Source organism: Pseudomonas sp. PS01301, assembly GCF_029960215.1.
GTDB lineage: Bacteria > Pseudomonadota > Gammaproteobacteria > Pseudomonadales > Pseudomonadaceae > Aquipseudomonas > Aquipseudomonas coleopterorum.
In genome coordinates, this window is sequence record NZ_JASCPM010000029.1 from 37,604 (window position 1) to 61,715 (window position 24,112).

11 protein-coding genes and 1 pseudogene are annotated in these 24,112 nt (G+C 62.3%); 4 read left to right on the forward strand and 8 right to left on the reverse strand.

The window, feature by feature from the left end; translation table 11 throughout:
* Positions 1-8: 8 nt before the first annotated feature.
* Positions 9-1,718, reverse strand: a complete 1,710-nt coding sequence (locus QMX89_RS15575) for a ShlB/FhaC/HecB family hemolysin secretion/activation protein (protein ID WP_282348887.1) — start codon at positions 1,716-1,718, stop codon at positions 9-11.
* 450 nt (positions 1,719-2,168) lie between these two features.
* On the opposite strand from QMX89_RS15575, the pseudogene QMX89_RS15580 reads away from it, so the two are divergent.
* The 3 genes and pseudogenes from QMX89_RS15580 (at position 2,169) to QMX89_RS15590 (ending at position 4,873) form a co-directional block, all read left to right on the forward strand.
* Positions 2,169-2,797 (forward strand): annotated as a pseudogene (locus QMX89_RS15580) (LysE family translocator).
* Positions 2,798-2,908: 111 nt separating this feature from the next.
* Positions 2,909-3,796: a bestrophin family ion channel gene (locus QMX89_RS15585; RefSeq protein WP_049858995.1), complete on the forward strand. Its 888-nt coding sequence runs from the start codon at positions 2,909-2,911 to the stop codon at positions 3,794-3,796.
* 81 nt (positions 3,797-3,877) lie between these two features.
* Positions 3,878-4,873: a zinc-binding alcohol dehydrogenase family protein gene (locus tag QMX89_RS15590; protein WP_049858994.1), complete on the forward strand. Its 996-nt coding sequence runs from the start codon at positions 3,878-3,880 to the stop codon at positions 4,871-4,873.
* 3 nt (positions 4,874-4,876) lie between these two features.
* Here the strand turns inward: QMX89_RS15590 and QMX89_RS15595 are convergent, their stop codons facing one another.
* The 7 genes from QMX89_RS15595 to QMX89_RS15625 form a co-directional block, all read right to left on the reverse strand.
* Positions 4,877-6,316: an efflux transporter outer membrane subunit gene (locus tag QMX89_RS15595; RefSeq protein ID WP_282348888.1), complete on the reverse strand. Its 1,440-nt coding sequence runs from the start codon at positions 6,314-6,316 to the stop codon at positions 4,877-4,879.
* Positions 6,313-7,203 carry an HlyD family secretion protein gene (locus QMX89_RS15600; protein WP_090361854.1) on the reverse strand — a complete coding sequence of 297 codons (891 nt, stop codon included), beginning with the start codon at positions 7,201-7,203 and terminating at the stop codon, positions 6,313-6,315. Before QMX89_RS15600 ends, QMX89_RS15595 begins: the two co-directional genes overlap by 4 nt.
* The gene (locus QMX89_RS15605) at positions 7,200-7,409 is read right to left on the reverse strand and encodes a DUF1656 domain-containing protein (RefSeq protein WP_049858991.1); all 210 of its coding nucleotides are present in this window, start codon (positions 7,407-7,409) and stop codon (positions 7,200-7,202) included. The genes QMX89_RS15600 and QMX89_RS15605 overlap by 4 nt, the downstream gene beginning before the upstream one ends.
* Entirely contained in the window at positions 7,406-9,496 is a 2,091-nt protein-coding gene (locus QMX89_RS15610) for an FUSC family protein (protein ID WP_282348889.1), read from the reverse strand. Before QMX89_RS15610 ends, QMX89_RS15605 begins: the two co-directional genes overlap by 4 nt.
* Entirely contained in the window at positions 9,493-9,945 is a 453-nt protein-coding gene (locus QMX89_RS15615) for a MarR family transcriptional regulator (RefSeq protein ID WP_282348891.1), read from the reverse strand. Before QMX89_RS15615 ends, QMX89_RS15610 begins: the two co-directional genes overlap by 4 nt.
* A 212-nt stretch (positions 9,946-10,157) precedes the next feature.
* The gene (locus QMX89_RS15620; RefSeq protein ID WP_049858989.1) at positions 10,158-11,534 is read right to left on the reverse strand and encodes an HlyD family type I secretion periplasmic adaptor subunit; all 1,377 of its coding nucleotides are present in this window, start codon (positions 11,532-11,534) and stop codon (positions 10,158-10,160) included.
* A complete protein-coding gene (locus tag QMX89_RS15625) occupies positions 11,524-13,677 on the reverse strand; it encodes a type I secretion system permease/ATPase (RefSeq protein WP_049858988.1) in 2,154 nt (717 codons plus the stop codon). The genes QMX89_RS15620 and QMX89_RS15625 overlap by 11 nt, the downstream gene beginning before the upstream one ends.
* Before the next feature lie 876 nt (positions 13,678-14,553).
* Between QMX89_RS15625 and QMX89_RS15630 the strand changes: the two genes are divergently transcribed.
* The coding region (locus QMX89_RS15630) for a retention module-containing protein (RefSeq protein ID WP_282348890.1) at positions 14,554-24,112 on the forward strand (9,559 nt) is incomplete at its 3' end.

The window sequence follows — 24,112 nt, forward strand, 5'->3', positions numbered from 1 at the left end:
ACGTGAAATCAGAGAAAGAGGTCGAGGCGAAAGTAGATCGGGGTTTCGCGATCGTTCAGCGCGTCGGGGCGTTCCAGCGAATGGGCGAAAGTCACCGACGTCGCGAAATGCTGGCCTCGGGCGAACAACTTGACCGAATTGCTGGACACACGACCATGCTGGTCGCCGTTGTAGCGATCGCCCCGGATCACGCCCTGGTCGTAGCCCAGGCCGATGCCGTATTCATAAAGGACCGGTCGCAACCAGGCGAGGTTGACCGGACGCGTCCAGCGCAGGTCATTGCGCCAATAGCCGCCGCTGTCGCCGGACAGGTTCTGGTCCTTGACGCCGCGCATCGACGACTGTCCGCTCAAGCTCATGCGTTGGGGGCTGAACAGCACATCTTCACTGCGCTGACCGGTGGCCAGGCTGGTGAAGCTGAACGTTTCGCCCCACAGGTTGAAGCCCTGCAGGTAGCTCACGGTGGCGGTGTATTTGCGATAGCGGTCGTTGGGGTCGCTGTGCTGTTCGACCTGGCGACTTTGTGCATCGAAAGCGCCGATGCCTTGCTGCATGCCCAGATCGAGGTTGACGAACGCATTGCCGATACGGCGGCCGTGGTTGATGCCGAACTGGGCCTCGCTGATACGGTTGCTGCTGACTTCCAGGCGGTTGCCGTTCAAGTAGTTGTTGCTGCGCAGATAGGCCAGGCCGCCGTTGATCGATGTTTTGCTGACCGAGTCGCGATGTATCACGCGCTCTGCGCGAAACTGATGATTCTGGCTGTCACCGTTTTGCTTGAAGGCAAAGCCGTTGCCATAAGCCTGCGAGCCGTATTCGCTCTGGCTGTAGGAATAATTGAAGTTCCACCAGCCCCACGGCACGCTGTAGTACGCCGTGGTGCTTTTGGAGCTGCGATGGTGGTCGCTGACCGCATCGTGGCTGCCGCGCAGCACCAACTGGTCGGCGAGCCCCAAGGGGCTGTCCCAATCAAGCCCCGCCCCCCACTGCTGCTGACCGGTGCTGCGCTGGCCATCGTTGTTGCGCGACAGCGAAGCACGCCAAGGCTTTTGTGCAGCATTCCTGACCAGCACGGTACTGCCCCCCACCGCCTCGCCAGGCGCCAGCTCCATTTGCGCACCGTTGGACGGCAGGCGATTGAGCTGGTCGACCAGCTGCTCGACCTCGCGCAAATCGAGCAGCTCGCCTACACGGCCCGGAAAAGCCATGTTCACTTCCCGTGGCGATAACTCGCTGTCATCGGCAGGTTGAATGCCTTCCAGGCGGCCTTCAACCACTTGAAGCGTGAGGGTACCGGTCGACAGGTCCTGTTGCGGCAGGTAGGCACGACTGGTGACCAGGCCCAGTTGCAGATAGCGATCGGTGACGACCCCGAGCAACTCGTTGAGTTGTGCAACACCCAGGCATTGGCCAAGGTACGGCTGCACGAGTTCGGCCTTTTGGGCAGGACCCAGGGCATCGGCGCCCTGGATGTCGATACGCTGGATGGTGAAGCAGCGAGTGTCCTCCACGGCTGGAGGCGCAGGAGCGCTGAGTTGTTCACCAGGCAGATTCTTGAGGTCCTCCAAGCGCTGCCGCTGCTCTTGCAGCAGGCGGTCCTGACGGTCACGAATGAAGTCCTGCTCGCCCGGTGTAGTGGGCGCCGCGAAGACCTTAGTTGCACAACAAAGCAACACCGCGAAATACGGAATTGCACGGCGTCCTGCCCTTGACCACATATTCAATCCCTGATGCCAGAATGGCTTTGTATCAACTCGAAAGGGGCGCGATGATAGGGATGCCGTATATTAACGTCAAGCTTGAATACATAAGCCTATGATTTGATTGATAAATTATGAGTTAATATGCTCTTCAAGCTCGACTTATCACAACTAAAATTACTTGAGATTTTTCCTACTAAACCATCCGCTAATACTCATGGACTGCACACTCCTATTATGGAAGCGAACCATTAAAATTACAGCGCAGTCCATACAGAAAGTCTGATCGCATGACAATAAGAACTCCAATGATGCTGATGTATCGCGGCATGAATCATTACCCGGCCAATCCTCAAGGCGGTGAAAGCACTTCGCGCAGATCGGCGTTGCGGTGGGCAACGCGTTTCTCTACATTCCGAAAGCAACGTTCGAGTACCCCGGCCCTTTTTGCGCAAGAGACACAGCACCATGGACCTCACCACCCTCCTGCTCTTCATCCCGCCTGCTTCGCCTTGAACATGGCCCCAGGCCCCAACAACCTGTTGTCCATCAACAATGCCGCCCATCACGGCTACAAGGCCGCCTGCCTGGCAGGCTTCGGACGTCTGGTGGCCTTCAGTGGGATGATCGCGCTGGCAGCCATGGGCCTGGCCGCGGTCTTGTTCGCTTCCGAGTGGTTGTTCCTGGTCATCAAGACGGTGGGGGCGCTGTACCTGCTCTGGCTGGCGTGGAGCCTGTGGACCGGTGAGCCCGCCGACATGGCGGATGACGCCACGGCCAGCCGTCCGAGCCTGTGGTTGATGCTGCGCCGCGAGTTCCTGATCGCGGCGGGCAACCCCAAGGCGATCCTCATCTTTACCGCGTTCCTGCCGCAGTTCGTCGACCCGCAGCAACCAGTGGGTGCCCAGTTCGCCGTGCTCGGTGCGCTGTTTCTGATACTGGAGTGGATGGCGGTGGGTCTGTATGCGTACCTGGGCGTAAACCTCAAGCGCTGGCTGAACACAGTGCAGGCCAAACGTCGCTTCAATCGCGCCTGTGGTGGCCTGCTGGGGCTGGCAGGCGTTGGCCTGCTGTTCGCCCGCCGCGGGCATGCCTGAAGTGCCAGTATCGGCCGGTAGCAACTGGTAACGGGCATTCGTTTGGCTGCAACGAACCTTGTTGCGAAGTCGGCGTCCGACCTAGGCACGCCCATCGCCTGAGGTCCGCTTATGAAAGAAGCCATCGCCAAGAAATACCGTCTGATCATCAAGACCATGGGCTATGTCGGCTGGTCCCTGTTCTGGTTGCTGCTGTGGGATATCGCGGTCACCGTCGACTTCATGCTGTTCCTCAATACCAAGCTGAGCCTGCCGATCATGCCGTTGACCCTGCTGGGCTCGGCGCTGATCGTATTGATCAGCTTCCGCAACAGCAGCGCGTACAACCGTTGGTGGGAAGCTCGCACACTGTGGGGCTTGCTGGTCAACGCATCGCGCAGCTACGCGCGTCAGGTGCTGACCCTGATCGACGACGTCGGTGATGACGTGAACCCGGTCAAGGCCACCCTGTTGCGGCGTCACGTGGCCTACGTGAACTGCCTGGCGGCGCACGTACGGCACATACCCTGCCCACCGGAAGTGGCAGCGTTCATCAGCGCCGAGGAATTCGAACGGCGCAACAGCACCAACAACTTTTCCAACGACCTCATCACCGGCTCCGCTGCCCTGCTTGCGCGTGAATACAAGGCCGGACGCCTGGACAGCATCCGCCTGGCGCGCCTGGAATCGACGCTGGTGGACATCTCCAACTGCCAGGGCGGCATGGAGCGCATCGCCAACACGCCACTGCCTTTTCCCTACGTCTACTTTCCTCGCCTGTTCATCACCGTGTTCTGCCTGATCGTACCGATCGGCCTGGTAGAGTCGCTGGAATGGTTCACACCGCTGGCGTCTACCGTGGTCGGTTTCATGCTGCTGGCCATCGAGCGCATCGGCACAGACTTGCAGAGCCCGTTCAAGGTCAGCGAACACCAGATCCAGATGGATTCGCTCTGTGAAAACATCGAGCGCAACCTGCAGTCGATGCAGCGTGACACGCAGGAAATGCGTTCCGCCTGACCTTCCGCTATCTTCGTGACCACCGAGCGCCCTTTGCCAAGGGCGCATCGATCCTACAGACCTCACCTGGAAAATCCCCTGATGAAAGCCATCGCTTATACCCAGAACGGCGCAGCCTCCGTGCTCACCGACCTGCAACTGCCCGCGCCCACACCGGGCCCGCGTGATCTACTGGTGCAGGTCCAAGCCATTTCGGTCAACCCGGTCGACACCAAGGTGCGCAGCGGCGCTGCCGTGACCGAACCGCGCGTGCTGGGTTGGGATGCGGTCGGCATCGTCCAGCAGGTGGGCGATCAGGTCAGCCTGTTCAAGGTCGGTGACAGCGTGTTCTACGCCGGGGCCATCGACCGTCCGGGCAGCAACAGCGAGCTGCACTTGGTGGACGAGCGAATCGTCGGGCACAAGCCGCAAAGCCTGGACAATGCCCACGCCGCCGCCCTGCCGCTGACCTCGATCACTGCCTGGGAATTGCTGTTCGACCGTCTGGGCGTGCCCGAGGGCGGTGGCGAAGGCCAGAGCCTGCTGATCATCGGCGCGGCAGGTGGCGTTGGCTCGATCCTCACGCAATTGGCGCGCAAGCTGACCAAGCTGACCGTGATCGGCACGGCGTCGCGGGATGAAACACGTCAATGGGTGACCGACCTGGGCGCTCACCATGTGATCGATCACAGCCAGCCGCTGGTGGCGCAGCTGGAAGCCATCGGGGTTGGCCAGGTCGACCACGTGGCCAGCCTGACCCACACCGACAAGCACTTCGAGCAACTGATCGAAGCCTTGCGCCCTCAGGGCCAGCTGGCCTTGATCGACGACCCGAAGACCCTCGACGTGATGCCGATGAAGCGCAAGGCGCTGTCGCTGCACTGGGAGCTGATGTTCACGCGCTCGCTGTTCCAGACTCCGGACATGATCAAGCAGCACGAGCTGCTCGAGCGCGTGGCCGAACTGATCGACAGCGGCGTGTTGCGCACCACCCTGGGCGAGCACTACGGGGTGATCAACGCCGCCAACCTGATCCGTGCCCACGAGCTGATCGAAAGCGGCACGGCCAAGGGCAAGATCGTCCTGGAAGGCTTCTAAGCCTCAACGTGCGCCCGGCGCCTGCCGGGCGCTTTCCCAACCGCCGCCCAAGGCCAGGAACAGGTTGATCTGTTCCATGGCGACCTGGGTGTTCGCCGCCGCCAGTTGGCCCCGCACATCGGTGTAGGTGCGCGTTGCCTGCAAGTCCGCCAGGAACGACGCGCGGCCGGCCCGGAAAAACTGATGGGTCTGATCCGCCGCCTGCTGCGCCGACCGCTCGGCGTCGGCCAGGGCATCGCGACGCTGCAGCAAGGCGGCGTATTGCGCCAGACCCGTCTGGGTCTCGCGAATGGCGTTGAGCACCACCCCATCGAAATTGGCCAGCGCAGCCTGGGTCGAAGCTTCGGTCTCGCGAATCCGTGCCCGGGCGCCGTTGGTGGGCACGTTCCAGTTGATCAGCGGGCCGATGCCCCAGCGATTGGTTGCCGGATGCCCGAGGTCATCGAGAATACCCACCGTGCCGACCGTGGCGCCGATGCTGATGTCCGGGTACAGCTGACCGGTGGCCACGCCAATGTTGGCGGTGGCCGCCGCCAAGCGGCGTTCGGCCTGGCGGATGTCGGGACGACGCTTGAGAAGCGCGGCGCCATCGCCCACCGGCATCAGCTGATTGATACGCGGCAGCTCGGCGCAGCTGGCCACGTCGGCGGGCAATTGTGCGACCGGCGTGGCCAGCAGCATCGATAATTTGTACAGGCCCGCCTGGCGCGATGCCTGATAGCGCGGCAGCTCCGCGCCGAGGGACTTGTATTGGGTTTCGGAGCGCGTGACCTGGGTTTCGTCGCCACGGCCGGCATCGCGCAGGCGCTGAGTCAGTTGCACGCCTTCCTGCTGCAATTCGAGCGAATGCCGAGCGATCTCGTATTCTTCGTTGGCCGCGCAGACCTGGGTATAGGCGCGCACCACATCGGCTACCACGGTAATGCGCGCCGTATCCGCCGCGGCCTGGGTGGCGTCGGCGTTGGCGCGTGCCGCCTCGATGCCACGTTTGAGCGTGCCCCATAAATCGAACTGGTAGGACAGATTGATGGAAGCGCTGCCCAGGTTATCCACAGGCAGTTTCTCGGTCATCAGGAAGGCTTCGCCCGACTCCTGCACACGCTGCGCCTCGGCCTTGGCATTGAAGTCGAAGCCGCCTTCGGCCTGGGCCTGCTCGATCTGCGCACGGGAGCGGGCAATGTTCGCCGCCGCCACGCGCAGGTCGGTGTTGGACGCCATGGCCTGGCGCACCAGCGTATCCAGGCGAGGGTCGTGGTACAGCTTCCACCAGTCCTGCGGGACCGGCGCCGACACCACATTGCTGTCGCCTTCGGCCAGCGAGCCCTGTAAATCGGCTCGGTTGAGCGCCGCCGCCTCAGGGGTATGGTAGTCGGGCCCGACCATCTGGCAGGCTGACAACAGCAGCGCCGCCGCGAGGGCGGAAAGACGCAGGGCCTTGCTCATTGCGCCGCTCCCGCCACCACACCGTCTTCGATGATCGACACCGTGGCCGTGCGGCCGGCGATCAGGCGATAGCCCTCGGGCAGGCTTTCGAAGGCGATTCGCACGGGAATCCGCTGCGCCAGGCGCACCCAGCTAAAGGCCGGATTGACGTTGGGCAGCAGGTTGCTGCCACTGCTGCGATCGCGGTCTTCGATGCCGGCCGAGATGCTCTGCACCCGGCCTTGCAGACGGGTGTTGTCGCCCATCATGCGAATGTCCACGGCTTGGCCGACGTGAATCACGCCCAGTTTGGTTTCTTCGAAATAGCCATCGATATGGAACGAGGTGCCATCCACCACGGCCAGCACGGCCCGGCCTGCGGTGACGAACTCGCGCGGGCGTGGCGCGCGATCGTTGATGAAGCCGTCCACCGGGCTGCGGATCACCGAGCGATCGAGGTTCAGTTGAGCGGCATCCACGGCGACCTGGGCTTCGGACAACGCAGCCAGGGCACGCAGTTGCCGCGACTGGCTCTCTTCGAGCTGCTCGCGGGCGACCAGGTTGCCCAGGCCACGGTTGCGCCGCAGTTCACGCTCGGCCTGGGCCAGGGTTTCCTTGCGCTCGGCCATGCTCGCCTGGGCCTGACGCAGGGCCAGGCGGAAACGATCCTGATCGATGGTGAACAGCACGTCTCCGGCCTTGATCGGCTGGTTGTCGTGCACGTTGACGTGTTCGATCAGGCCGGACACGTCCGGCGCAATCTGGATGATGTCGGCGCGGACATGGCCGTCACGGGTCCAGGGCGCATACATGTAGTACATCACCATGCGCCAGACGATGAACGCCGCCAGGCACACGAACAGCAGGGTCAAGACCAGGCGGCCAAAGGTAAGGATCGGTTTTTTCATAGCATCAGGCTTCGACAGAGAGCGTCCACCGCGCCAAGCAGCACAGCGTAGAGAGCGACGTTGAAAAGAGCCCGGTGCCAGACCAGGCGGTAGAAATGCAGGCGGTTGAGCACGCCATGCAGCAACAGAAACAGGCCGTAGGTGAACACCATCATCACCAGCACGGTGGGCAGGAAGATCCCGCTGATATCCAGTTCACCAATCACAGCGGAGCTCCATCGATGCCATGCGGCAGTTGTTCGGCGGCCTCGCCTGCCTCGGTGACCACTTCGGCACCCGGCAGCAATGCCAGGCGCAGGCCGCTCAAGGCATGCAGCAGATGCTCGCGCGCCTCTTCGGCCTCGCCCATGGCCTGCACCGTCAAGCCACGGCGCGCGCGGTCCATGGTCATGAGCAGACCCATCGGGGCGGGCAGGCGTTCACCGGCTTTGCGACAGGCCTGGAAATACCCGCCCACCTCTTCGATCACCTGATGCAGCAACGGCTGTACGGCAGCCGGCACACGCGGGCTGTAGGCCTGCATGTCGAGCAGGTTCAGCGCCACGCGGACATCGCGCAGTGCCGCGCTGGTGTCCTGGCCGGTCATGGTCAGGCGTGGCAGGTGCTGCATCAGCCGGTCGAGCATCTGCACGCCCATCGCCCGTTGTTCGGCCAGGCTCGCCGGGCGGGTGATGTGCACCACATCACGCCAGCTGAACCGGGTCAGACGCTTGGCCGCCAGCTCCACGCCGAAGGGCCGCACCACCAGGGTCCAGACGAAGGCGAACAACAGGCCTACCGGACCTGCCAGGTTGCTGTTGGCGAAATTCATGAAGTCCGCGTCGTAGGCGCCCTGAATGCTGATGAAGGACGAGGTGTTGACGATGGTCAGCAGGGTGCCGAGGAAAAACCGCGGCTGCACGGTCAAGGTACCGACGACGATGAAGGGCACCGAGAAGGCCAGCACCAGCATCGGAAAGTCATGCAGGTTGGGCAGCACCAGGAACAGGTAGAGGCTGGCGAACACCACGGACATCACGGTCCAGAAGAAGAATCGGTAGATCTGCGGTGCGGGGTCGTCCATGGCGGCGAAGAAACTGCAGGCCACGGCGGCCAGGATCACTGCACTGGCGCCGTCGGTCCAGCCCAGCAGAATCCACAACACCGATGCGACGATGATCGCGGTGACCGTGGAGAACACCGAATACAGCATCAGCCCGCGGTCCAGAAACGGCTTGAGTCGTCCTAGCCGCCAGTGCCGGTAGACTGCTCGCCACGGCAGGCGGCTGTCGGTCTTGATCGCCAGTTCCAGGCTGCGCAGGTCCTGCCACAGGTCGATCCATTCGCCCAACCTGTACACCGCATTGGAAAACATCAGCTCGCGGCGGTCATCCAATTGCTCGGGGCTTGGCCGCAGGGCGTGCAGCTCGTCGCGCAGGGCCTGCCAGCGGGCCTGATCGGGGTCGTCCATGCTGTCCTTGAGCCATTGCCGGGCCGATGCCATGACCGGCGCCAGGCGCGCCACCAATTCGGGGGTGCGACGCTCGATGGCGAACAAGGCATCATCCAGCGCATCGATAACCGGCAGCAGATGGATCATGCGCCCGCGCAGCTCCCTGGCATTGCGCACCAGCTGTGGCCGCGCCCCTTCGTGGGGAAGCTGGCCGATCATCATTTCCAGCGAGTTGAACGTACCGACCATAGCCGAGCGCAATGGGCCGACGTCCTCGCCTTTGACGTCCCGCGCCAGGAAGTGATCGCTGTAGCCGGCGGCATCCTCGAACCACTTGCCAGCGGCACCGACGAACACTGGCGTGAGCCGGCGCGGCCAGAACATTGCGCCCACCACGGCGGCGCAGACGATGCCTAGGCAGATCTCCTGAAAGCGCGAGCTGGCGATGTCGAACACCGCCGTGGGATTGTCCACCACCGGCAGGGCGATCAACGGCAAGGTGTAACCCGACAGCATGAAGGCGTAGCTGTTGGCAGTGCGCAGGTGCAACGACAGGTACAACAGGGTGCCGGTCCACAGGGCAATCACCGTGGCCAGCAGAAACGGCGTCTGCACGAACAGCGGCACGAACAGCACCGCCGCCGCAGCGCCGGTGAACGTCCCCACCGCACGGTACACCGCCTTGGAACTGGTGGGGCCGACGAAGGGACTGGAAACGATGTAGACGGTCGCCATCGCCCAGTACGGGCGCGGCATCTGCAGGACCATGGCGATGTACAGGGCGATCATCGAGGCGGCGAAGGTTCGCACGCCGTAGAACCAATCCCGGGCCGGGGGCACATCGCTGAAGAAACCTTTCATGGATAACCACCGGGCGTGCCCTGTCCCGCTTCCTCGAAGGCACGCACCACGCGCAGTGCCGCTTCCAGGTTCGCTGGGGCGATGTCCTTGAGCACTTCACGGCGCAAGCGCACCAACTCGCCTTCGATGGACTCGGCCAGGTCGCGGCCACTGGGCGTCAGGCTCAAGGCCTTGGCGCGGCGGTCGGTGGGGTCTTCGGTGCGAACCACGTAGCCGGCCGTGCACAGTTGGTCGAGCAGGCGAACCAGTGAGGGGCTTTCCAGGCCAGCGGCCTGCGCCACCGTGACCTGGCGGACACCGTCGCCCAGGCGCACGATCAGTAACAAAGGCACGGCGCAGGCTTCGGACACACCATAGTTAGCCAGGGTGGCCTGACAGATTCGCCGCCAGTGGCGCGAGGCAACCACCATGCCGCTGCTGATGTTCAGCTGGAGCTTGTCGATATTCATCGGGAAGGTGCGAATATTCATAGTTTGCTAACTATCTATATTCGCGGAACGGAAACATTTCGTCAAGAATGCCCGACCGAATGTAATCCTTGGTAGGAGCGGTCATCGGCCGCGAAGAACACGCCGCAGGGTGTCAGACACACCCCACAAACCCTACGCGGCCGCAGACCGCTCCTACAGTGGAACGTGAGCGGCCGCTAACGAGTGAATCCTTACCGCTCGTGCAATGCCTCGGCACGGGACTTGATGATCGGCTTGAGCAGGTAGCTCAGCACGCTCTTCTTGCCGGTGATGATGTCCACCGAAGCCACCATCCCGGGAATGATCAGCAACGGTTTTTCATCGGAGCCCAGATGACTCTTGTTGGTCCGCAGCTTGATCAGATAGAAGGTGTTCTTCTTCTCTTCATCCTGCACCGTGTCGGCGCCGATCTGTTCCAGGGTGCCTTCCAGACCGCCGTAGATGGTGTAGTCATAGGCCGTGAACTTGATCATCGCCTTCTGCCCCGGATGCAGGAACGCGATGTCCTGCGGACGAATCCGCGCCTCCACCAGCAGGCTGTCATCCAAAGGTACGATCTCGGCCATGTCGCTACCCGGCTGGATCACCCCACCGACCGTGTTGACCAGCACCTGCTTGACGATCCCGCGCACTGGCGAGGTCACCATGGTACGGCTCACCCGATCTTCCAATCCCTTGGCCGTGGCCTGGGTCTTGGCCAGATCGGTGCGCGCCTCGTTCAACTGGGTCAGCGCCTCACTGCGGAATTTGCCGCGGGTCTCGTCGATCTTGCGCTGGACCTCACCAATCGCCGCCTGTGCACGCGGCACCGCCAGCGTGGTGCCGTCGAGCATGCCGCGGGTTTCCACTTCCGAACGGCGCAGACGCAGCACTTCGACGGGCGATATTGCGCCCCTGGCCACCAGCGGTTCCGACATGCTGATCTCCTGGCGCAGCAGGTTCAGGCTGTTGCGGTATTGCTCGGCCTTGGAGGTGAACTCACGCAGCTCCTGCTGACGCTGCACCAACTGCTGCTGCAGGCCGCCGACTTCATCGGCCAACTGCTGGCGACGGCTCATGTACAGCGACTCTTCGTTGGCCGCCTGGCTGGGCACTGACTTGCGCGCCTGGGCAGTGATGTTCAGCGGCCGGTTTTCCACCTCGGCACTCAGACGCTCCACGCGCAGCTCCATGGCCACACGGTCGGCTTCGGTTTCGCCGACGTTGGACGCGAAGCGCGTGTCGTCCAGGCGAATCAGCGGCGCGCCCGCTTCGACGATCTGCCCTTCCTTGACGTAGATCTGGGCGACGATACCGCCCTCCAGGTTCTGGATTTTCTGGATGCGCGAAGAAGGAATCGCCTTGCCGTCGCCCTTGGTCACCTCGTCGATCACCGCAAAGTGCGCCCAGGCGAGCAGAAACACGAAGAACGCGATCACGCCCCAGATGGTCAGGCGCACGATGCGCGGCGCATCGTCGATCAGCGCCTTTTCGACCTCGGGCAACGGCTGGCCATCGAGCGAATCGGAGCCCTTGAAGTAGCGCACCAGGGAATTCTTGAAGCCGCCGGAGGAGGATTTAAGCAACACTGATCTGCCCCTTCTTCAACGCTTCCATGACGGCAGCCTTCGGCCCATCCGCCAGAATCTGCCCGCGGTCGATCACCAGCAGGCGGTCGACCAGGCTCAGCAACGACGCACGGTGGGTAACCAGAATCACGGTCTTGTTCTCGATGACGGCTTGCAGGCGCGCTTTCAGGCGCTCCTCGCCAGTGTTGTCCATGGCGCTGGTGGGTTCGTCCAGCAAGAGAATCGGCGGGTTGAGCAGCAGCGCCCGCGCCAGCGCCACGTTCTGCCGCTGACCGCCGGAGAGATTCTGCCCGCGCTCGCCGACCTGTAGTTCATAGCCCTGCGGATGCAGGCGGGCGAACTCGTGCACACCGGCCAGTTCGGCGGCCTGCAGGACCATTTCGTCATCGACGTAGCGAGCGCCCGACACCAGGTTGTCACGCAGGGTGCCGGCCAGCAGCTGGATGTCCTGCGGTACGTAGCCGATGTTGTGGCGCAGCTCGCTGACGTCGATCTGGCGAATGTCCACGCCATCGACCAGCAACGAGCCGGCGTCGGGCTGGTACAGCCCTACCAGCAGCTTGGCCAGCGAGCTCTTGCCCGAGCCACTGCGGCCGATGATGCCGATCTTCTCGCCGGGGCGCACGGTCAGGTTGATGCCGTGCAGCGCCTGGTTCTGCTGGTTCGGGTAGGTGAAGTCGACGTTGCGAAACTCCATGGCCCCCTGCAGCACCTGACGGCTCATCGGGCGCTCGTCGAAGTTGCGCTCCTGAGGCAGCTCCATCATCTGGTCGACCGACACCATGGTGACCTTGGCCTGCTGGTAACGGGTCAGCAGACCGGACAGTTGCGCCAGTGGCGCCAGCGCGCGGCCACTCAACATGTAGCAGGCCACCAGGCCGCCCATGCTCAGGTTGCCTTCGATGATCTGGTAGACACCGAAGATGATGATCGCCACGCCAGCCAGTTGCTGAATCAGCAAGGTGATGTTCATGGCCAGGCTGGACAGGGTCTTGACCCGCAATTCAAGGCGGCTGAGCGTACCGATGGTCTGTTCCCACTGGTACTGGCGCTCGCTTTCGGCGTTGTTGACCTTGACCGCATCGAGGCCACCCAGGGTCTCGATCAAGCTCGACTGGCGCTCGGCGGCCAGCGCCATGGTGCGCTCCAGGGTCTTGGTCAGGGGCTTTTGCAGGAAATGCCCGATGCCCAGCGCCAGCGGGAACGCGATGATCGGAATCCAGACCAGATGCCCGCCCAGCAAGGCGATGACCAGCAGGATGAGGATGGTGAACGGCAGGTCGATCAGGCTGGTCAGGGTCAGCGACGTGAGGAAGTCGCGCATGCCCTGGAATTCATGGATGTTCTGCGCGTAGCTGCCCACGCGCGCCGGACGGTTTTTCATCGACATGCCGACGATGCGTTCGAACAGCGTGGCCGAGATGATCAGGTCGGTCTTCTTGCCGGCCAGGTCCAGGCACAGGCTGCGCAGCCCCTTGAGCAGCAGGTCGAACAGGTAGGCACCGCAGATGCCCACCGCCAGCACCCACAGGGTCGCGGTGGCCTGGTTGGGCACGACGCGGTCGTAGACGTTCATCACGAACAGAGGCGCGGCCAGGGCAATGATATTGATCACCAGGCTGGCGGCGATGGCGTCGGCATACAGCCAGCGCGAGCGCTTGAGGGTGTCGCGGAACCAGGAATGGGCACGCGGGATCAGCGAGCCATTGGTGACGTCGAACTTGTGCTGCGGCTGGGCGAAAAACACCCGGCCGGTGAAATCCTGAATCAGCGTTTCGCGCGCCACGCGCACTTCACCGCCATCGCTTTCGCTGAGCAGCAACCGCGCGGTATCGCCTTCCCAGCCCAACAGCACGGCGCAGCGCGCGTCCTTGAGCATCAGCATGGCCGGCAGCGCTATGGACGGAATCTGATCCAGCTTGCGTTGCAGTACACGGCCTTGCAGACCGGCGCGTGCAGCGGCCCGCGGCAGCAGGTCAGCGGTCAGACGCTGCGAGGGCAGCGGCAGACCGGTGGTCAGCATGGCGCGGCTGGCGGGCTTGTGATGCAGCGAGCACAGCGTCAGCAGGCCGTCGAGCAACGGATCATCGTGCTGGCTGCGTGGGTCCTGGCTGAGTAGTACCGAACTTAATTCCGAATCCACGCTGACACTCTCTTATCGCTCATTGAACACCTCGACCCTATCAGGATCAGTTCATCCCGCCTGGTCTGGCAGCGGTTTGGGTTGCATTTGCACAAGGGATGCCAGCGTACACGCTGGTCGCTGGCTTCGCATGAGCTCGTTTGGCAAACGGATGCACGGCGAGTCGGGCAACCTCGATAGCCATGGGGGGTGTTTCATCGCTGATTCAATCCGACCGGGGTGAGCAATCGTTTCGCCAATCAACAGTCAGTGGCCATTTGGCACCCGTGCCCCGGTGAAAAAATTTCTTCAATCAACACAAGGAGTTAGCCTTTATAACTTGCACACCAACAATTACGAACTTTCCGTTGTGATGTTTGTCCATCCACCCATGTTGTGTGACTGACATATAACGGTAAGCCTGAACTCGCCATTTTCGCACCGGCGACTCGCACGCCAAGCCCCAGGCCATCTACCGTTCATCCACGCTCCACGTACTGTGCAGCCCGCGCCTGGCAGGCTTTGTGCTACATCCGGCTTTCTTGCGACGCATCCATGGCGAGCCTTCCTGACGACATCTCCTGGATATTCCAGAAGCGACTTTTTTTGTCACATCAACCGGCGAAAAATGTCAGTCGTTGTCGTCTTGACGTCAATGAACTCACGCTGTTGAAGCGTTTTGCATACCTAAGAAATATCAATGTGACATTACACAATGGATTGTTTAGGATGGCGCCAAATAGGTCAATACATTGTCATAAAGTTCATTTTAGCGGATTTAAGACAATAGTTTGACGTCAATATTACAACATACAATACGTACCGAATGCCCGTCGCCTTCACTGACGATGTTCAGGCACCGTACCAAACGAATCGTCACCCCGGAGAGTCACCCACATGAGCAGTGTTGTTGCCATCGTCAAAAGCATTGTTGGCCAAGTATTCGCAGTGTCCCCCGAGGGGATTCGCCGAGTGCTTATCGAAGGGGATCGGCTGTTCGCCGGGGAGCAGGTCGTCACGGGTGAAGCCGGTGCGGTCACGTTGGCGCTGGCCGATGGCCGCACCATCGACCTGGGACGCGACACTCAATGGAGTGCCAACACGCCCGACTCAATCGCCGATCTGAGCGCTGCCACGGCTCAGGCGGCCCCTTCGGTAGAAGAGTTGCAGCAGGCCATCGCGGCCGGCGCCGACCCTACCCAGGATCTGGAAGCCACGGCCGCAGGCCCGGGCGCGAACGACACAGGCGGTGAAGGCGGCGGTAGCCACAGCTTCGTACTGCTCAGCGAAACCGCAGGCGAAGTCGATCCCACCGTGGGCTACCCCACCGAAGGTCCGAACGCGGGTGCAGCGCAAAATACGCGCGAGATCGAAGGCGATACCAACCCAATCAACGCCGACACCGGTAACGACCCGGCCGTCCAGCGCACGGCCACACTGACCGTGACGGCAACGACTGCCATCACCGAAGCCGGCGGCGTGATCACCTACACCGCCACCGTGACCCAGGCACCTTCTGCCGACCTGACCGTCAACCTGTCCAATGGCCAATCGGTGCTCATTCCCGCCGGCCAGACCACAGGCGCCGTCAACGTCACCGTGCCGGACACCAACACGCCTTACATCGATCCGTCGCAGATCTCCGTAACCGTCACCGGCACCACCGGCGGTGGCGACCTGGCGGTCACCACCGATCCGACCCCGGCCGTCACCCGTGTCGACGACACAATCGACGTCACCACCGTGACCCTGACCGTGGGCAACAACCCGGTCACCGAAGGCACGACGATCACTTACACCGCCGTGCTCACCAATCCGGCGCAGACGCCGGTAACCGTGACCCTGTCAAACGGCTCCACCATTACCATCGCGGCTGGTCAGTCGTCGGGGTCGATCGACGTGGCCGCACCGGCCAACGACGTCTACAACAATCCGACTACCCTCAACACCACCATCACCGGCGCTACCGGTGGCAATTTCGAAAGCCTGGTGCCAAGCACAACGCCTGCGGTGGTCAACATCGTCGACTCGATCGACACGACGACCGTCGTGCTCACCGCGACCACGCCGGCCGGCGGCGCCGTCGAAAACGGCACCATTGTCTACACCGCTACCATTGGCGCACCTGTCACTGGTTCGCCAGTGGTTGTGACCTTGTCGAACAACCAAACCATCACCATCGGTGTAGGCGAAACCAGCGGCTCGGTTTCCTTCCCTCTGGGCAACGACGTCTACAACGGCGCCGCCACCGTCAGCACCGCGATCACCGGCGTAACCGGTGGCAACTACGAGCAGCTGACGCCGAACACCACACCGGTTGTGACGCCGGTTGGCGATAGCGTTGATGTCACCAACGTCGTACTGACCGCTACCGTTCCAGCGGGCGGCGCTGTTGAGAATGGCACCATCGTCTACACAGCTACCGTTGGCGCCCCCGTCACTGGCTCGCCAGTCGTCGTGACTTTGTCGAACAACCAAACCATCACCATTGGTGTAGGCGAAACCAGCGGCTCGGTCTCCTTCGCTCTGGGCAACGACGTCTACAACGGCGCCGCCACCGTCAGCACCGCGATCACCGGCGTAACCGGCGGCAACTACGAGCAGCTGACGCCGAACACCACACCGGTTGTGACGCCGGTTGGCGATAGCGTTGATGTCACCAACGTCGTGTTGACCGCTACCGTTCCAGCGGGCGGCGCCGTTGAGAATGGCACTATCGTTTACACCGCTACCGTTGGCGCGCCTGTCACGGGTTCACCAGTGGTTGTGACCCTGTCGAACAACCAGACCATCACCATTGGTGTAGGCGAAACCAGCGGCTCGGTTTCCTTCCCTCTGGGCAACGACGTCTACAACGGCGCCGCCACCGTCAGCACCGCGATCACTGGCGTAACCGGTGGCAACTACGAGCAGCTGACGCCGAACACAACGCCGGTCGTGACCCCGGTTGGCGATAGCATCGACGTCACCAACGTTGTGCTGACCGCCACTGTCCCAGCGGGCGGCGCCCTGGAAAACGGCACCATCCTCTACACGGCTACCGTTGGCGCACCTGTCACCGGCTCGCCGGTTGTCGTGACCCTGTCGAACAACCAGACCATCACCATCGCGGTCGGTGAAACCAGCGGTACCGTTTCCTACACCCTGGGCAATGACGTCTACAACGGCGCCGACACCGTCAGCACCGCGATCACCGGCGTAACCGGCGGCAACTACGAGCAGCTGACGCCGAACACCACACCGGTTGTGACGCCGGTTGGCGATAGCGTTGACGTGACCAACGTCGTGTTGACCGCCACTGTCCCAGCGGGCGGCGCCCTGGAAAACGGCACCATCCTCTACACGGCTACCGTTGGCGCACCTGTCACCGGCTCGCCGGTTGTCGTGACCCTGTCGAACAACCAGACCATCACCATCGCGGTCGGTGAAACCAGCGGTACCGTTTCGTACACCCTCGGCAACGACGTCTACAACGGCGCCGATACCGTCAGCACCGCAATCACTGGCGTAACCGGTGGCAACTACGAGCAACTGACCCCGAACACAACGCCGGTCGTGACCCCGGTTGGCGATAGCATCGACGTCACCAACGTCGTGTTGACCGCCACTGTCCCAGCGGGCGGCGCCCTCGAAAACGGCACCATTGTCTACACGGCTACCGTTGGCGCACCTGTCACCGGCTCGCCGGTTGTCGTGACCCTGTCGAACAACCAGACCATCACCATCGCGGTCGGTGAAACCAGCGGTACCGTTTCCTACACCCTGGGCAATGACGTCTACAACGGCGCCGACACTGTCAGCACCGCGATCACCGGCGTAACCGGCGGCAACTACGAGCAGCTGACCCCGAACACCACACCGGTCGTGACCCCGGTTGGCGATAGCATTGACGTGACCAACGTCGTCTTGACCGCCACTGTCCCAGCGGGCGGCGCTCTCGAAAACGGCACCATCCTTTACACCGCGACCGTCGGCGCTCCAGTCACCGGCTCGCCGGTTGTCGTGACCCTGTCGAACAACCAGACCATTACCATTGCAGTGGGCGAAACCAGCGGTACCGTTTCGTACACCCTGGGCAATGACGTCTACAACGGCGCCGACACTGTCAGCACCGCGATCACCGGCGTAACCGGCGGCAACTACGAGCAGCTGACCCCGAACACCACACCGGTCGTGACCCCGGTTGGCGATAGCATTGACGTGACCAACGTTGTGCTGACCGCCACTGTCCCAGCGGGCGGCGCCCTGGAAAACGGCACCATCCTATACACGGCTACCGTTGGCGCCCCCGTCACTGGCTCGCCAGTCGTCGTGACTTTGTCGAACAACCAGACCATTACCATCGCAGTGGGCGAAACCAGCGGCACCGTTTCCTACGCGTTGGGCAATGACGTTTACATTGGTGCCAACACGGTCAGCACCGCCATCACCGGCGTAACCGGCGGCAACTACGAGCAGCTGACGCCGAACACCACTCCTGTGGTAACGCCAGTCAGCGATGTGATCGATGTCACCACCATCAGCCTCACCGGTGCTGCGTCGGTAACCGAAGGTGAATCGGCGAGCTACACGCTGACCCTGAGCAATCCAACCAACGTCGACACCCAGGTCACCCTGAACCTGAGCTACGGCGGCAGCGCTACACGTGCCGACTATCAGGGCACGGACACCATCACCGTGACCATCAAGGCGGGAGAAACCAGCGCCAACTTCCAACTGCCCATCATCGATGACGCCTTGGTCGAAGGCCGCGAGAACGTCGTGGTCACCATCGCCAATCCGACCGGCACCAACTTCGAGAGCCTGGTAGTCAACCCGCAGGCCGCCAGCGTCAATACCGTCATCATCGACAACGACGCACCCGTGGTCGGCGACAACGACGGCGTGCCAGGCAACAAACTGACCGGTACCGAAGACACCGTACTGGCACTGGACTGGGCCTCGTTCAACATCGAGCCAACCGCCAACCCCAACCTCGACCTGGGGATCAAGTTCACCAGCCTGCCGGCGAACGGCTCGCTGCAATACAACGATGGCTCGGGCTGGAGAGACCTGACCCAGGCCGATCTGGGCACCACGTTCAGCAAGGCTCAAATCGACGCAGGCACACTGCGCTTCGTCCCGGTGGCCGATGAGTCGGGCAGCGATGCCTACAACAACGGCGGCACAGGCGACCAGCGCAGCGATTACGCCAACTTCACCTTCACCCCGACGGTCGATGCCCTGGTGGGCAAGCCGGGTACCGTGGTCATCGACATCAAGCCGGTGGCTGACGTCCCCGTGCTGTCCGTGGCTCAGACGATCTCCGGCCTGATCAAGTACACCTACACCGACCTGCAAGGTCTTGGCACCAACGGTGAAGGCGCTGATCCTGCGTTGATCAAGTCCACCATCGAAGCCGCAGGCAGCCGTCCGGGCGTCGTCATCTCCGACGTCGGTGACTCTAACGTGGTGCAGGGCACCGGTACCAAAGTCACCGGCCTGATCTTCCTCGAAGCTGGCAAGACCTACACCTTCAGCGGCAAGGCCGACGACGGTCTGTTGATCAACGTTGGCGGCAAGGATCTGGATGGCGCGCACTGGGGCGCTGGCATCGACCCGACCTCGGGCGACTACACCGGCAGCATCACGCCGACCGAAACCGGCTACTACAGCATCGATCTGTATCACTACAACCAGAACGGCCCAGGCTTCTACAACCTGAACCTCTCGGTGGACCAGGGTCCAGCGACGTCGATCGGCGCGAGCGGCGTGCCGCTCTACAGTGATATCAGTGAAGTCATCAACCAGGGCATCGATGTCGTCTCGCACGTCGACACCAATGGCGACGGCTACTACGCCGGCTACGAACTGAACCACGGTGCCGAAGACACCGCGATCCAGCTGAGCACCATCGCCGTCTCGTTCGGCGATACCCGCGACGGCTCCGAACTGCATGTGCTGCAGATCAGCGGTATTCCGGTGGGTGCAGTACTGCGTGATGGCGCCAACCACGTTTATGTGTCCGAGGCTGGCGGCACCGGCACGGCTGATATCACCGGCTGGAACCTCAGCACCCTGACTTTCCAACCGCCGACCGACTTCAACGGCACCGTGGCGCTGACCGTTACCGCAACGGCCACCGAAAAAGCCGATCTGGCCAACCCAGCTTCGGTCAGCCAGCAGCTGAATATCATCGTCGACCCGGTCACCGACGTGACCAACGTGGTTCTCACCGCCGAAGTCCCAGCGGGCGGCGCGGTCGAGAACGGCACCATCGTCTACACCGCCACGGTCGATTCGCCAGTGACCGGCGCGCCAGTGGTCGTCAGCCTGTCGAACAACCAGGTCATCACCATTCCCGTAGGTCAAACATCGGGCTCGGTGACTTACGTCATTGGCAACGACGTGTACAAAGGTGCCGATACCGTCAGCACGGGCATCACCGGCGTAAGCGGTGGCAACTACGAACAGTTGACTCCGAACACCACGCCAGTCGTCACCCCAGTTGGCGACAGCATCGATGTCACCAGCGTCGTACTGACCGCCACCGTTCCTGCAGGCGGCGTCGCTGAAAACGGCACCATCGTCTACACCGCCACTGTCGGCGCACCGGTCACCGGTTCGCCGGTTGTCGTGACCCTGTCGAACAACCAGACCATCACCATTCCCGTCGGTCAGACGTCGGGCTCGGTGTCCTATGTTGTCGGCAACGACGTGTACAAAGGTGCCGACAACGTCAGCACTGGCATCACCGGCGTAAGCGGTGGCAACTACGAGCAATTGACGCCGAACATCACGCCAGTCGTGACCCCGGTCAGCGACAGCAACGACGTTACCAACGTCGTACTGACTGCCGCTGTTCCAGCGGGCGGGGCCGTTGAAAACGGCACCATCGTCTATACCGCCACCGTTGGCGCTCCGGTCACCGGCTCGCCGGTTGTAGTGACCCTGTCGAACAACCAGACCATCACCATCGGTGTGGGCGAAACCAGCGGTACCGTCTCCTACACCCTGGGTAACGACGTCTACAACGGCGCCAACCCTGTCAGCACGGCTATCACCGGCGTAACCGGTGGCAACTACGAGCAACTGACCCCGAACACCACGCCGGTCGTAACTCCAGTTGGTGATAGCACCGACGTCACAAACGTCGTACTGACCGCTACCGTCCCGGCGGGCGGCGCCCTGGAAAACGGCACCATCCTCTACACCGCGACCGTCGGCGCACCTGTCACCGGCACTCCGGTTGTCGTGACCCTGTCCAACAACCAGACCATCACCATCGGTGTGGGCGAAACAAGTGGCACTGTTTCCTACACGCTGGGTAATGACGTCTACACCGGCGCCGCCACCGTCAGCACGGCCATCACCGGTGTAACCGGTGGCAACTATGAACAGCTGACTCCGAACACCACGCCAATCGTGACCCAGGTCGGCGATGTGACCGATGTCACCACCATCAGCCTCAGCGGCACTGCGTCGGTAACCGAAGGTGAGTCTGCGAGCTACACGCTGACCCTGAGCAATCCGACCAATGTCGATACGCAGGTCACCCTGAACCTGAGCTACGGTGGCAGTGCGACAGGTGCCGACTATCGGGGCACGGACACCATCACCGTGACCATCAAGGCGGGGGAAACCAGCGCCAACTTCCAACTGTCCATCGTCGATGACGCCCTGGTCGAAGGCCGCGAGAACGTCGTGGTCACCATCGCCAATCCGACCGGCACCAACTTCGAGAGCCTGGTAGTCAACCCGCAGGCCGCCAGCGTCAATACCGTCATCATCGACAACGACGCGCCCGTGGTCGGCGACAACGACGGCGTGCCGGGCAACAAACTGACCGGTACCGAAGACACCGCACTGGCACTGAACTGGGCGTCGTTCAACATTGAGCCAACCGCCAACCCCACCCTCGACCTGGGCATCAAGTTCACCAGCCTGCCGGCTAACGGTAACCTGCAGTTCAACGACGGCAGCGGCTGGAAAAACCTGACCCAAGCGGATCTGGGCACCACGTTCAGCAAAGCCGATATCGAGGAAGGCAAGCTGCAGTTCGTCCCAGTGGCCGACGAGTCGGGCAGCGATGCCTACAAGAACGCCGGTACCGGTGACCAGCACAGCGACTACGCCAGCTTCACCTTTACCCCGACGGTCGACGCTCTGGTGGGCAAGCCCGGCACCGTGACCATCGACATCAAACCGGTGGCTGACGCACCGATCCTGAGCCTGACACCGGACTACGTCGTTCCGACCGGTCTGATCAAGTACACCTACACCGGCCTGCAAGGGCTGGGCACCAATGGCGAAGGCGCTGACCCTGCACTGATCAAGTCCACCATCGAAGCCGCCAACCGGCCTCAGGGCGTGGTCGTTGCCGATGTGGGTGACACCAATGTCGTACAGGGCACCTCTACCAAAGTCACCGGCCTGATCTTCCTCGAAGCCGGCAAGACCTACACCTTCACCGGCAAGGCCGACGACGGTCTGCTGATCAACGTTGGCGGCAAGGATTTGAGCACCGCCCACTGGGGCGCTGGCGTCGATCCCACTTCAGGTGACTTCAGCGGCACCTTCAAGCCGACTGAAACCGGCTACTACAGCCTGGATCTGTACCATCACAACCAGAACGGGCCGGGCTTCTACGGCCTGAACCTGTCGGTCGACCAAGGCCCTGTGACTCCGATCGGCCAGAGCGGAGCGCTGCTGTATACCGACATCGCCGACCTGGTGAACCAAGGCATCAAGGTTACCCCACACGTCGATAGCAACGGTGATGGTTACTACGCCGGCTACGAACTGAACCACGGTGCCGAAGACACTGCGATCCAGCTGAGCACCATCAACGTCACCTTCGGCGACACGCGTGATGGTTCCGAACTGCACGTGCTGCAGATCAGCGGTATCCCGGCAGGTGCAGAGCTGCGTGACGGCGCTGGCCATAGCTACGTTTCTACAGCCGGTGGCACCGGCACGGCCGATATCACCACGTGGGATCTGAAAACCCTGACCATCACGCCGCCGACCGATTTCAACGGCACTCTGGCGCTGACCGTCACGGCCACCGCCACCGAGAGCGCTGACCCGGCCAACCCGGCTTCGGTCAGCCAGCAGCTGAACGTCATCGTCGACCCGGTTACCGACGTGACCAATGTCGTGCTTACGGCACAAACGCCACCAGGCGGCGTGCTGGAAAACGGCACCATCGTCTACACCGCGACGGTGGGTAATCCGGTGACTGGCACACCGGTCGTCGTCAAGCTCTCGAACGACCAAGTCATCACCATTCCTGTGGGTGAGACGTCGGGCTCGGTGTCGTACGTCGTCGGCAACGACGTGTACAAAGGCGCCGACAGCGTCAGCACCGCCATCACCGGCGTGACCGGTGGCAACTACGAGCAACTGGCCCCGAACACCACCCCGGTCGTGACCCAGGTCAGCGACAGCAACGACATCACCAATGTCGTACTGACCGCACAAACGCCAGCAGGCGGCGTGGCTGAGAACGGCACCATCGTCTACACCGCCACCGTCGGCGCACCTGTCACTGAATCGCCAGTGGTCGTGACCCTGTCGAACAACCAGACCATCACCATTCCGGTAGGTCAGACGTCGGGCTCGGTGTCCTACGTCGTCGGCAACGACGTGTACAAAGGCGCTGACAGTGTCAGCACCGCCATCACTGGCGTGACCGGTGGCAACTACGAGCAACTGGCCCCGAACACCACCCCGGTCGTGACCCAGGTCAGCGACAGCAATGACGTCACCAACGTCGTACTGACCGCACAAACGCCAGCAGGCGGCGTGGCTGAGAACGGCACCATCGTCTACACCGCCACCGTCGGCGCACCTGTAACCATCTCGCCGGTGGTCGTGACCCTGTCGAACAACCAGACCATCACCATTCCGGTAGGTCAGACGTCGGGCTCGGTGTCCTACGTCGTCGGCAACGACGTGTACAAAGGCGCCGACAGCGTCAGCACCGCCATCACTGGCGTGACCGGGGGCAACTACGAACAACTGGCTCCAAACACCACCCCGGTCGTGACCCAGGTCAGCGATAGCAACGACGTCACCAACGTCGTACTGACCGCACAAACGCCAGCAGGCGGTGTGGCTGAAAACGGCACCATCGTCTACACCGCCACCGTCGGCGCACCTGTAACCATCTCGCCGGTGGTCGTGACCCTGTCGAACAACCAGACCATCACCATTCCGGTAGGTCAGACGTCGGGCACTGTGTCCTACGTCGTCGGCAACGACGTGTACAAAGGCGCCGACAGCGTCAGCACCGCCATCACCGGCGTGACCGGCGGCAACTATGAGCAACTGGCTCCAAACACCACCCCAGTCGTGACCCAAGTCAGCGACAGCAATGACGTCACCAACGTCGTACTGACCGCACAAACGCCAGCAGGCGGCGTGGCTGAGAACGGCACCATCGTCTACACCGCCACCGTCGGCGCACCTGTCA